Annotated in this window: 8 protein-coding genes and 2 pseudogenes; 4 read left to right on the top strand and 6 right to left on the bottom strand. The window is 41.7% G+C overall.

All coding sequences use genetic code 11. The features are described 5' to 3' along the window. Nucleotides 1-6 precede the first annotated feature (6 nt). The 3 genes and pseudogenes from mtbB (at nt 7) to QZZ23_RS13070 (ending at nt 3,621) form a co-directional block, all read left to right on the top strand. Nucleotides 7-1,347: pseudogene (gene mtbB, locus QZZ23_RS13080) on the top strand ([dimethylamine--corrinoid protein] Co-methyltransferase). A 227-nt stretch (nt 1,348-1,574) separates the two neighbouring features. Next, on the top strand, nt 1,575-2,231 hold the full coding sequence (locus QZZ23_RS13075) for a methyltransferase cognate corrinoid protein (protein ID WP_292470920.1): 657 nt from the start codon (nt 1,575-1,577) through the stop codon (nt 2,229-2,231). Between the two features lie 13 nt (nt 2,232-2,244). Beyond that, nucleotides 2,245-3,621: pseudogene (locus QZZ23_RS13070) on the top strand (monomethylamine:corrinoid methyltransferase). 154 nt (nt 3,622-3,775) lie between these two features. Here the strand turns inward: QZZ23_RS13070 and QZZ23_RS13065 are convergent. The 6 genes from QZZ23_RS13065 to QZZ23_RS13040 form a co-directional block, all read right to left on the bottom strand. After that, entirely contained in the window at nt 3,776-6,019 is a 2,244-nt protein-coding gene (locus tag QZZ23_RS13065) for an amino acid permease (RefSeq protein WP_292470919.1), read from the bottom strand. A 793-nt stretch (nt 6,020-6,812) separates the two neighbouring features. Beyond that, nucleotides 6,813-9,056, bottom strand: coding sequence for an amino acid permease (locus QZZ23_RS13060; RefSeq protein ID WP_292470918.1), 2,244 nt, complete (start codon nt 9,054-9,056; stop codon nt 6,813-6,815). Between the two features lie 70 nt (nt 9,057-9,126). Beyond that, nucleotides 9,127-9,957 (bottom strand): mechanosensitive ion channel domain-containing protein, encoded by an 831-nt coding sequence (locus tag QZZ23_RS13055; RefSeq protein WP_292470916.1) that lies wholly within the window; start codon nt 9,955-9,957, stop codon nt 9,127-9,129. Beyond that, nucleotides 9,957-10,367: a hypothetical protein gene (locus QZZ23_RS13050; RefSeq protein WP_292470914.1), complete on the bottom strand. Its 411-nt coding sequence runs from the start codon at nt 10,365-10,367 to the stop codon at nt 9,957-9,959. The genes QZZ23_RS13055 and QZZ23_RS13050 overlap by 1 nt, the downstream gene beginning before the upstream one ends. Nucleotides 10,368-10,460: 93 nt before the next feature. Further along, complete coding sequence (locus QZZ23_RS13045; protein ID WP_292470913.1) at nt 10,461-11,012, bottom strand: hypothetical protein; 552 nt, start codon at nt 11,010-11,012, stop codon at nt 10,461-10,463. 225 nt (nt 11,013-11,237) lie between these two features. Then, nucleotides 11,238-12,611 (bottom strand): monomethylamine:corrinoid methyltransferase, encoded by a 1,374-nt coding sequence (locus QZZ23_RS13040; RefSeq protein WP_292470912.1) that lies wholly within the window; start codon nt 12,609-12,611, stop codon nt 11,238-11,240. A gap of 683 nt (nt 12,612-13,294) precedes the next feature. On the opposite strand from QZZ23_RS13040, the gene QZZ23_RS13035 reads away from it, so the two are divergent. Beyond that, nucleotides 13,295-13,450 (top strand): uroporphyrinogen decarboxylase family protein (locus QZZ23_RS13035; RefSeq protein ID WP_366931357.1); only part of this gene is annotated, 156 nt, incomplete at its 3' end.

Genomic DNA, 13,450 nt, shown 5'->3' with positions numbered 1-13,450 from the left:
GAGCAGATAATCGCTGACCTGAGAGAAGGTATGGCAGATGCTGCAGACCTTGGTGGCATTCCAAACCTTAGTGAAGATGAGATCGACAAGCTCGTGGACATCCTCACCATGCCTTCCAGGATGGTTGGTGTTGAGATTGGTAAGGAAGTCCCTGTAACCCACGATATCGGAACTATCAGGCTTGATGGTGACCAGGGTAACAGTGGTGTAGGTATTCCATCCAGCAGACTCGTTGGTGCAATGATGCACGAGCGTGCTTTTGGTGCTGACACGATGGAACTCGGACACATTGATTACAGTTACAAACCTGCCAAACCTGTGATCGCACAGGAAATGCAGACTATGGAAGTCTGCCAGCAGAACATGATCGTTCCATTGTTCTACGGTGCAATGCCAAACATGGGTCTTTACTACACTCCTGACGGACCATTTGAGAACCCTGGCGACCTTATGAAGGCATTCAAGATCAGAGAAGCACAGGAGTCCATGGAGCACTCTGCAAAACATCTGACAAGAGACATTATCTGGATTATGCAGAGAATGATGGCATCAGGTGCTGACGGTGTGAACTTTGATACTGTGGGTGCTGCAGGAGATGGTGACATGTTCGCTTCCCTGCACGCCATTGAGGCATTGAGAAAGCAGTACCCTGATATGTACATCGAGGCAGGTATGGCCGGTGAGCTAATGCTTGGTCTGCACGGTGAGATGGAATACGATGGTACCGTACTTGCAGGACTGTGGCCACACCAGCAGGCTCCACTAGCCGCAAAAGCAGGAGCTAACGTTTTTGGACCTGTCGTGAACACCAACACCAGCAAAAGTGGAGCATGGAACCTGGGAAGAGCTGTGACTTTTGTAAAGGCAGCTGTCAAAGCTTCACCAATTCCATGCCATGTGAACATGGGTATGGGTGTAGGCGGTATACCAATGCTGGAAACTCCAACCATTGATGCAGTTTCAAGAGCAAGCAAGGCGATGGTCGAAATCGCCGGCGTGGATGGTATATAGGTAGGAGTCGGCGACCCGATGGGTATGCCGATCTCCCACATAATGACCTCCGGAATGAGTGGAATCAGAGCTGCAGGTGACCTTGTTGCAAGGATGGAGTTCGCAAAGAACATGAGAATTGGAGAAGCAAAGGATTACGTTGCCAAGAAGCTGAGCGTTTCCACAGATGATCTCAGTGACGAGTATGTAATGAGAGAACTGAGAGAAGAACTGGGTATCGGGGTCATCACTTCAGTTGCAGGTGCTCCAAAAGGAATTGCAGCAAAGATGAACATCGAGAAACTGCTCGGAATCAACATAAACTCTTGTGAAAAATTCAGAGGACAGTTGAGGTAAATATATTCTTTGGTAAACGTCTGGTAAGTTTCGCTGTTGGTGGGACTTACTAGTATTTTATTTTTATTACCAAAATCCTATCAAACGAAAAATATAAATAGTAGCAAGACGGTACATGGTTACCGTGTGCTAGCAACTTGCAGCGAGATGTATAGCAACGCTCTGAAAATATCGAACGTTGCTCATATGTCTTGATTCAAGCTACTATTCACATAAGGAGGCTAAATATGTCAAACCAGGAAATGTTAGACAAACTCAGAGACACAATCGTCACTCAGAATATCAATGGCTGTGCAGCAGCTACCCAGGAAGCACTCGACTCTGGAATGACTGCTGTTGAGATTATCAACGATGGCCTTTCAGTAGGCATGAAGATCATAGGAGACAAGTTCGAAGCAGCAGAGATTTACCTTCCACAGATAATGATGTCTGCAAAGGCAATGAATGCTGCAATGGAAATTTTGGTTCCTATACTTGCAGAAGAAAAGGGAGCAGATGACGAAGGTGTAGGACTTGCTATCACCTACGTGCAGGAAGGCGACATTCACGATATCGGCCACCGCCTTGTAACAACAATGCTTGAAGCCAATGGTTTCAGGATTGTTGACATGGGCGTTGACGTTCCAAATGATGATATAATTGAAGAAGTTGCAAAACACAAGGGCAAGAAGGTCATCCTTGTAGGTTCTGCACTCATGACAACCTCAATGCTCGGGCAGAAGGACACAGTGTCCATGCTCTCAGAAGAGGGTCTTCGTGACTCTGTTAAGATCATGTTCGGTGGAGCACCAGTATCCGATGCATGGATCGCAGAGATCGGAGCAGACGCAACAGCAGAAAATGCAGCAGATGCAGCTCGTGTAGCTCTTGATATCATGAAATAAGGAGGCATATATTATGACATTTTCAAGATCAATGGATTGTTTTGAATTCTACGAGCGTGCAAAGAAAGGTACCAAGATGTCCCAGGATGACTGGGACCTTATGACCATTCCTATGAAGTCAATGGAGCTCAAGCAAAAATATAACCTTGACTTCAAGAACGAATTCATCCCAACCGACAAGGACATGATGGAAAACCTGTTCAAAGCAGGTTTTGAAATGCTTCTTGACTGTGGTATATTCTGTACCGACACAAGTCGTGTAGTAAAATATACTGAAGATGAGATATGGGATGCTCTTAACAACGTCCAGAAAGGATTCACACTCGGAACTGGCAGAGATGCAGTAAACGTTAAGAAAAGAAGTGTTGGCGATAAGAGGAAGCCAATAGTCCAGGGTGGTCCAACAGGTTCACCAATTTCCGAGAACATGTTCATGCCAGTCCACATGAGCTATGCTCTTGAGAAGGAAGTCGACACCATCGTTAACGGTGTCATGATGACCGTTCGTGGAAAGCCACCTATTCCAAAGAGTCCTTACGAGATCCTGGCTGCCAAGACAGAAACAAGGCTGATCAAGAATGCAGCTGCAATGGCCGGAAGGCCAGGCATGGGCATATAGGGACCAGAGACTTCCCTGTCCGCTCAGGGAAATATCGCTTCAGACTGTGCCGGTGGCCAGGTTTGCAGCGACAGTCACGAAGTATCACAGCTCAATGAGCTTAAGATCGACCTTGATGCAATCAGTGTGATGGCACACTATCAGGGTAACAGTGACATTATCATGGATGAACAGATGCCTATCTTTGGTGGCTATGCCGGTGGCATAGAAGAAACCACAATTGTTGACATCGCAACCCACATCAATGCATTTGTAATGAGCAATGCAAGCTGGCATCTTGACGGTCCAGTACATATCCGCTGGGGTTCTACAAACACCCGTGAGACCCTCCAGATCGCTGGATGGGCATGTGCAACTATCTCAGAATTTACAGACATAATCTCCGGTAACCAGTACTATCCATGTGCAGGTCCATGTACCGAGATGTGTCTGCTTGAAGCATCCGCACAGTCTATGACCGACACAGCATCAGGCCGTGAGATCCTCTCCGGTGTTGCAGCTGCAAAGGGTGTTGTCCAGGACAAGACCACAGGTATGGAAGCAAGGATGATGGGAGAAGTCGCAAGAGCAACTTCAGGCATGGATATCGCAGAGGTCAATGGTATCATTGATAACCTTGTCAAACTCTACGAGAAAGACTATGCAAAGGCACCAGAAGGCAAGACATTCCAGGAATGTTACGATGTTGCTACCGTAACACCAACCGACGAATACGTCAAAGTCTACGATGGCGCACGCAGGAAGCTCGAAGAGCTTGGACTTGTATTCTAAGTCCAAAATCCACGTGATAAATTAGTTTATCACTTCCCTAGCAGCCAGCGACTTATCACCGCTGGCTCAACCTATTTTTTGAGAGTTTATTATTGGATTTGAATCTGTTTTTATTTGGCATCAGAATTATTATAAGTTATAGTCGTTATTCTTCTCATGCCAGAGCATTTTCGTCTCCTGAGTCAAGTGTGAAGAGGCAGGATGAACCTGTCAGCTCTACCATTTTGCGGATGAACTCAAAATCTGGATCAGAGGTCAGGTTGAATATATTCAGGGCTGCCTGGGGAACTTCCTGGACTACGCTTTCTATTTCTCCTTTTAAAGCATGAGTGTTCACGTTTGGAAGTCTTGCCAGCTCGGCCAGGGTCTTAATATACTCTTCTGCTTTCCTTTTTTGTCCAAAATCATCGACTGCGCTTATGAGATTCAGCGAGGCTTCCCATTTTCTTTTGAGTTTGTACGCGATTAGAATTGCAAGGTCCATATTTCCAAGGTTCATGCTGATCTCCCAGTCAGGGCTTTTGTCATCTATCCAGAGGTTGATTGATTTATGCCTTCCGAGGCCGGATTTGGGATGAGCTGCATATATTACGGCTCCTATATGGTTCTGTAATGCTTTTTGTACAAGTATCCTAATATCCTCTTCTCTCTCTTTTGATAAAGGCGGTGTCAGGAGTATTATGTTCGGGCGGAAGAAAGCCCCACCTAGTGCTTCCATGCCTGCAATAAGGTTATCTTCAAAAGCCGGAACGTCTATTATCGTCCATGAGGAAAAGACACCTTCATCCTGAAATGATCTTGTGATATCCGGCAGTCTTGAATATAGTTCCCTGTCTTCCACTTTGCCTGTCAGGCCTAAAAGTTTGATAAATCCTTTTGGATAGGCGATGTCTCTTACCAGATTGAACATACCTCGAAGTTCCTGAGGGTCTTCCACAGGAACCAATATGTTTGCTCTCCATGCCCTTTCACGGGACGCAGTAAGTTCATTAACTCTTTTTGCCGCCCATTCAGCCAGTGCTACAAAAAGTCCGCTGCGTACATCTCCAAAAGGCGCTTTAAGATGCTTACGCAAAAGAACACTATGTATAGATACAACAATTACCACTGCCACAAGACTGAATGTAGAGTTCACTGTAAACATGACGAAAAGGCAACCTGCTGCTCCGAGGAATGATACAGCTCTGGGTATCCTGAAAAGAGGCCTGAAACTTACAAGGTTCAGACTCTGCTCCATGAAAACCACGACATTGATCATTGCATATGTGAGAAGGAAAAACATAGTAATAAGGGGAGCAATAGCATTAAGATCCCGAAGCATCAATGCAAAAAGTACAATGATACCTGTGAATATTATAGAGTTTCTGGGTTCGCCAGCTTGTGTTCGTATAGAGAACCATTGGCTCTTTGGAAGAATACGACTATCTCCCAGAGCCTGCAATATCCTTGGTGCACCAACAATTGAAGATAGTGCAGACGAAAATGTTGCTCCAAGCAGACCTGCCACAACTATAGGACCCCATGCTGCCTTGTCTATCATTATGGTGTAATTACTGACAAGCTCACCAGGAGTTGCAGAGCGGATAAGCCAGTAAGCCAGTAAAAGATAAATTATTGTGCTTAATACAATTGCTGACATGGTACCCACAGGGATACTTCTACGTGGGTTTTTCAGTTCCCCTGACATATTTGCTCCAGCCATTATACCTGTAGCTGCAGGGAAGAATACTGCGAAAAGTGTCCAGAATCCAATTCCTGTGAACATGTTCTCAGGAGAGCCTGGAAATGCTCCCCACCATGTAATAGGTTGTTGTAACGGGACTGAATATAACGTCCAGAATATGGAGATGAGGGAGCCGGCAATGATTGCCATAATTACGTACTGGATCTTGAATGCAAGAGTAGCGCTTATGTAAGCAATGATGAAAAGGGCTGCAAAAGTACCAAGGTCTATAAGAATTGCGGGATGGTCTGGAAATATCCATTGCCAGCCGGTACGAAAACCAAATATATACATAGCCACTGCAAGGGCTTGTGCCAGATAAAGTGGAATGCCAATACTTCCTCCGACTTCAAGTCCCAATGATTGAGAAATGATCGAGAAAGCACCACCTGCTCCAATGCGGATATTGGTTGTTATCGAGGAAAGTGACAATCCGGTTAGAAATGTTATGCCACATGAAAGTAAAATAATAAGCCAGGCACCCAGAAGACCTGCATTTCCCACAATCCATCCTTCTCTCAAGTACATTATCACTCCCAGGATTGTGAGCATAGTTGGTGTGAAAACGCCATCAAAGGTGCCAAAAAGCTTGCCTTTGGTTACTTTGTGTTCATGAATTTGCTCCTGCAATGTAGGCTCTTGAGCAGTAGTTGAAAAATTATTGTCCTCGGCCATTATGTCCCCTTTTATGATGGTCTATACAACTAATAATAGTTGTTGGACTTTGCAGAAAAAGTGCAACTATTTAAATATCACGGAATACCTGAAGCAAAAGATTTCATGGGTATTAATTATGATAGAAAAGATGAAGGAAATAATGATTTTTTTAACAAAAACATTATTTTATTTGACAATGTTTGTAGTATAATGAAACTAAAATCATAAATGCAGTTTGAACAGAGTTTTGTATCAAGTCAAACCGGCTCCCCCGGAATATCACCCATAATCTTATACGAGATTTTCCTGTAGAGTGATAGGTATTCCTCGGTGGGTTCCATATCGTATTTGGAGTGGGTGTTGTAGCATTTGTCAGATAGTTTAATAGGTTAATTCAGTTATTGAATTTAATCACAATTCTCGACAATGTACATTTTCATTCATACCATCCTGATAGATCAGTATAGTTCGATATATAGTTCATACGCTCTGGCATTTTCTTCTAAGATTCAATCTGCCTAATTACTTAAATATGGAAATTATTACGACATGGAAGACCATATAGAAAAACTTTTAGAGTATGTTCATACAATGAAGAAAAAAAATGATTTTGTCCTATCTTGGAACGAATACATGGATTTGGCAAGAAATCTGGTGTAAAGGATAAATAAAAAGACGTCCGAAATTATTTGGTAAACAATACTTGCAGACAGTGCCCGTGAATCTCTATCTTGATTTATGGGTTTGTAGAACTGCTACAAAACAGTCCAATTTTGGATGCAGGTTCTACCACAAGTTCTCATTCTTTATATCATGCCAGAGCATTTTCTTCTCCGGAGTCAAGTGTGAAGAGGCAGGATGAACCTGTTAACTCTACCATCCTACGGATGAACTTAAAATCAGGCTCATAGGACAGCGTGAATATATTCAGAGCTGCCTGAGGTACTTTCTGAAGTATACTTTCAATATCACCTTCTAAAGCATAGGTGTTGACATTTGGGAGTCTTGCCAGTTCAGCGAGTGTCTTTATATATTCTTCTGCTTTCCTTTTCTGTCCTTCTTCGCCAACAGCGCTTATGAGGTTCATTGAAGCCTCCCATTTTCTATTGAGCTTGTATCCAATGAGAATTGCAAGGTCCATATTTCCAAGATTCATGCTTATCTCCCAGTCCGGGCTTTTGTCATCTATCCAGACGTTAATTGATTTGTGTCTTCCAAGGCCGGACTTTGGATGGGCTGCGTATATCACAACACCTGTGCGGATATGTGATGCTTTTTGTATGATTTTTGTAATGTCCTCTTCTCTCTGTTTCGATAACGGTGGTCTCAGAAACAGGATATTCGGGCGGAAGAAAGCCCCACCCAGGGCTTCCATGCCTGCAATAAGGTTATCTTCAAAAGACGGTGCATCTATTATTGTCCATGACGAGAACACACCTTCATCCTGAAATGATCTTGTGATGTCCGGAAGTCTCGAATATAATTCCATCTCATCTACTTTGCCTGTAAGGCCTAAAATTTTAATAAATCCCTTCGGATAGGAGATATCTCTTATCAGATTGAACATACCTCGCAGTTCCTGTGGATCTTCTATGGGTACCAATAGATTTGCTGTCCATGCCCTTTCCCGGGATACAGTAATTTCGTTGACTCTCTTTGCCGCCCATTCGGCCAGTGCTACAAAAAGTCCGCTACGCACATCCCCAAAAGGGGCTTTGAGATGTTTGTGCAAAAGAACACTATGTATGGATACAACAACAACCATCGCCACAAGAGTGAATGTGGAGTTCACTGTGAACATTACAAAAAGACAACCTGCTGCCCCAAGGAACGATACAGCCAGAGGTATCCTGAAGAGAGGCCTGAAGCTAACCAGATTCAGGCTCTGTTCCATGAAAACCACCACATTGATCATTGTATATGTGAGCAGGAAAAACATGGTGATAAGGGGAGCAATAGCATTAAGGTCTCGAAGCATTAATGCAATAAGTACGATTGCACCTGTGAATATTATAGAATTCCTTGGTTCACCTGATTGTGTTCTTATTGAGAACCATTTGCTTTTTGGCAGTATGCTGCTATCTCCTAGAGCTTGCAATATCCTTGGTGCGCCAACGATGGAAGCCAGTGCAGAAGAGAAAGTTGCCCCAAGCAGACCCGCCACGACTATGGGTGTCCATGCTGCGCGTTCTATCATGATGGTATAATTGCTGACAAGTTCATCCGGGGTTGCAGAGCGGATCAGCCAGTAAGCCATTAAAAGATAAATTATAGTCCCTAGCACAATTGCAGACATGGTGCCCACGGGGATACTCTCACGGGGATTTTTCAGTTCTCCTGACATGTTTGCTCCGGCCATGATACCTGTGGCTGCAGGGAAAAATACTGCAAAAAGTGCCCAGAATCCAATTCCTGAGAACATGTTCTCAGGGGAACCTGAAAATGTTCCCCACCATGTTATGGGTTGCTGCGCTGGAACTGAATATAATGTCCAGAATATAGAGATCAGGGCGCCGACAGTGATTGCCAAAATTACGCGCTGAATCCTGAATGCAAAGCTGGCACTTATGTAAGCGATGATGAACAGGGCTGCAAAGGTGCCCAGGTCTATAAGAATTGCCGGATGGTCCGGGAATATCCATTGCCATCCGGCACGGAAACCAAATATATACATGGCTACTGCAAGAGCCTGTGCCAGATAAAGTGGAATACCAATACTCCCTCCTACTTCGAGTCCCAATGATTGGGAGATAATAGAGAAAGCACCGCCTGCACCAATACGGATATTGGTTGTAATCGAAGAGAGTGACAATCCAGTTAGAAATATTATGCCGCATGAAAGCAGGATAATAAGCCAGGCGCCCAGAAGACCTGCATTTCCCACTATCCACCCTTCTCTCAAGTACATTATCACTCCCAGAATTGTGAGCATCGTTGGTGTGAAAACACCATCAAAGGTGCCGAAAAGCTTGCCTTTGGCTACCTCATGTTCATGAACTTGCTCCTGTAATGTAGGCTCTTGAGAAATAGTCGAAAATTTATTGTCCTTGGCCATTATGTCCCCCATTTATGATGGTCGATACAATTAATAATAGTTGTTGGAGTCTGATTCATCTGGCATTGGTTCATTCAGCTGTCTTCTCATAGTTCATAATAGGTGCTTTGGGTGGCTTAATCCCCCTTTTATAGAATTCATCCCAGGTTCTCTGGGTTATATCGGATCTGAATATGAATTCATTCCTAAGATCATTCACATATGCTCTTGCTTTTAGACCTTTGTAGAAGGGATAATCATTTAAAAGGATAACAACCGGTTGGGTGGGGGATGATATATACACGAATCTTGAAGTAACAACGGCTTCTCTAAATATCTTTATTGCCAGGTCTACGTCAGAATCGTTCTCTATATAGATATCAAGTGTTGCCATCATTTCTGGACTACCCGAGTTGCCGCTTGCCACACATTCTGTAAAAATCAGATTGTTTGGAGCTGATACCAAACTATCATCTGGAGTAACAAGACGGGTAGCTCTAAGACCTATATCTTTTACTTCTCCATAATAGCCACCCATCTCGATCCTGTCACCAACTTGATATGGTTTCTCCATTGTGACTATAATACCTCCTGCAATATCCTCAAAAAGGTTCCTCATGCCAAAACCAATTACAGCACCAATGAAACCACTAAATATAACTAGTTGGTTCAAGGAAAGTGCGAACACAGATGCCAAAATATAATAAACAGCCAGTGAATAGATCAGTACATTAGAAATAGAGATTATGCTCTTGAAATCTAACCTGTGCTTCCATGTTTTTTCCGATATTTTTGTCAGCAAAAATGCCACTATTTTTGAAAGAATGACGGCAAAGATGATGATGAAAAAAGATAAAAATACGGTATTTAAATCAATGTTTTCAAAATTACTGACAATCGTCTTAACATCCACTTGAGCCATTACCACACCAACCGGATCTTCTCTAAGTATTTGATTACAACATACAGCTTTTCAGGCTTTACTCTATAGTATTCATCATTTCTTACTATTAGGTTTTGATTAAGTATTTCAAATAGTATTTTATTGATCGTAATTTCATCTACATTATGACTTCGCTTCATTATGATTTCCAATTCTTCTTTTTTAATATGGCCCATAGACAATACAATACACAGAACAAATGCTCCGGTACCATCAAGATCGATGTCACCAAAATCACTGTTCATACTACTTGTTTTTATCAAGGGGTATTCTAACCATTTGTTCCATATCTCCGTTGCAACTCCTGGATTCCCGTGTGAGACATTTGTGAGTTCTTTGAATATGATAGATTCTGCGCTCTCATCTTCTTTTCTATGGAAAAGAAGCATTTTAAGGGCAGTGTAGTTGATTCGGAAACTGTATAGGTTTATTGTCCGATGAGTTATTTTCTCTGTTATTGGTATTTTAACCGGTGTAAATATTTATGTATTTTTTTCATCACTATCATCTACAAATTGTATTTCGTTCTCTTCATATACTGAAAGTACGAATTTTTCCATATCTGCGGTATTCAGTGGTGGAATCGTAATCTGTATGGGGAAATATTTGCCTATATCCAATACCTGCTCAAGATAATTCCATGAGTGTAGATTCCATGTGGTTATGCAGAGTCTTTCGTCAGAGGAAAGTATCATATTGAGAAACTCCTTGATGACATCAAATCCACCAATCTTTCTCATATACAGGTAATGGCAATTATCAAATACCATTATCTTTGTAGAATTATCAGGCAGAGATATCTCTTCTTTACTATTGATTATAGATGAAAAAATGATTTTTGTCACTTCATGTGGGTGCATTTTGACAATCTCATCTACAAGTTCAGACTTCCCGGCATAAGGCAACGCAATTATGGCGATGTTTAGCCTTTGGCCTGAGTCAAAATCAGATATAGCTTTTTGAATGGTTGCAATTGTTTCGTCCAGACCAAGCACCAAAGTTTCTATAGCTTCTTCTGTATTTGATGTAACCATAATACTCTTCCCTACACTTAGTATTGCTACTGTTCCTGACACAATTGAAAAAAGATGTCTTGAAGATACAACATAAACCCTAAAAAAACAAGGTCGTACAATTATAAATAGTCCTTGATTAAGTGGATTCAGAATGTGGAAAAATAGAAGCTAAAAATAGATTTGACTGCGGAAAACAGATAATGGCCTTATATAAATTCTAAATAGAAATAATTAAAGAGCAAATCAAACAGGCTCTCCTGGCATATCCCCCATTATCTCATAAGAGATCTTTCTGTAAAGCGCCAGATATTCCTCGGTGGGCTCCATATCGTATTCGGAGCGGATGTTGTAGCATTTGTCAAATGGTTTGCCTTCAGGTGGATTTTTGAGGCGGTCAGCGTACTTTGCATATATTTTAGCTACAAGTTTGTTGGCTTCTGTAAGGGTTAACTGGGTTGCAAGCTGTGCCATTTCACCCATGAATCTGGATTCCAGGCCGGAAGAATGGTCTGGAGTGTTTCCCAGGCGACCGGTGGGTCCAAGCAATATGTTCCTGCCGCAAACAGTGTCGCCGATTGCCTGTGCAGCCGTCTCGTAGAACATCATGTCGGTACAGATCCCAGCAGCATTCCAGTAGTATCTTGCAGTGTAATAGTTCATGTTTCTGGAAATAGCCAAGGATGCCATGTTGGATGCCCAGAGTATTTCTTTGGCAGTGGATGAGCCTGTTTCGGCATATAATGCGCCGGATGCATGGATGCTGGAATGTGTCAGCACCTTGGATTGTAATGTTTCTGCCACATCTATAATGGCAAGTCCTTCTGGAGAACCAATGCATGGTCCTCCGAAAACAGGCACTTGACCTGAGATATAATGATTGCCATGCTCCTGATGGTAGATACATTTTGACAAAGTTTCATAATCCACTTTCAAGTCGTCCATATAAATTTCCTGGGGGTCAGCACTTGAATAAAGTTCATCTGATGATACAAGTAAGGATGATGTAGTAAGGGTTGAGGTACTCGGCCCCATCAGTGCAAGTCCTTCTCTTCCGGCTATCTTTGTAGCCAGTCTCTCATTTCTGGATGTTTTAAGAACTGCAAGCATCTCCAAGGGACTCTTGGGTTGTATATACTCCCCGCCAAATTGGTTCATAGCTCCACTATAGATACCCTGTACAATGTTTTCCTGTGCAGAACTTAAGTTAATGTAAAGGAAATTCTTCTCAGATATGCTTCCACCCATAGGACCACCGATTATTATGGGTGGGTATGAAGCCATAGGGTAGCGGTTTGGCACAACTACTTTTTCCTTGAGTCTTCCGATCTCAAGGGGGTTTGTGGTATTAAGAGCCTTTAAAATGTCTTCTTCGTCAATATTGATAACTCGCTGGGTGTTTCTGCAGAAGATCCCTACAGAGTGAAGAAGTTCAATCCCTGCTTCAAAAACAGAATCAGCTATTTCAAGGTCTTCCGGTACAAAAATAGAAGGATCATACTCGATCTCATATTTAAAGGCAAGTTCCTCTGATTTTTTAAAAACTTTAATGTCATGCTCTCTTTCAGTTCGCTTTTCTCCATCGATAGCGTATTTTAGATACTTGTAGATATTTTGCATGATCATTCTCCTCTTAGAAAAAGAATAGCTCTACCAAATAATGATTGATGAAGTTTTTTTTCTAATAAGAATCAGTGTTAGTCCCTTATATTTATATTTTTTCATGTGTTAATAATGTAAATTCTCATTTATTTTTTATATACAGTGTATTAACCTGATTTTGCATTATTCGATGAGAACATACCATAATTATTTTGTAGTAATTATTATATGTAAATTTCTTTTTTCCTATGGTACTAACATAGATATTCAATTATATGTTATTTCATTTGTTATCTCATCTCTCTATTGTCCAGTAGCAATACTTTCTTAAAGTGTTAATTTCTCTCTATTTTCTTTTTCTGCAATCTCCTTTTCGGAATTAGTATTTATATTTTATGTATACTGTTAATATTTGATAAATCCTGCATATTTCTATGTTCTAAAAAAATATTTGAAATGTTGAATCATTGACATATTAATTTATTTTATTATGTGATTATTGAAAACGTTATCATAAGGGACTATACATTATCTATTTTGGTAGGTGGCCTGTTTTGTAAATGGGGTTATTTATCTCCTATTTATGTCTTTCCAGGCTTGCTTCATCCTCTCTCTTATTTATACTTATCCATTTAAAAATCAAAAAATATATATACAAGCAAATCCCATTTGACACTTATCACACTATGGAGTTTGAATATATGGCAGAATATACCCCTAAAGAAAGATTAGCACGTGCATTGACCGGCAAGCCTGTTGACAGGATGCCTGCAGTATCTGTAACTCAGACCGGAACAGTGGATCAGATGGAAGCCTGTGGCGCCTTCTGGCCTGAAGCAAACTATGATGCGCAAAAG

Source organism: Methanolobus sp., from assembly GCF_016278385.1.
Classification (GTDB): domain Archaea; phylum Halobacteriota; class Methanosarcinia; order Methanosarcinales; family Methanosarcinaceae; genus Methanolobus.
The sequence above is the reverse complement of the archived record's forward strand: the minus strand, read 5'-3'. Positions and strand labels throughout refer to the sequence as shown.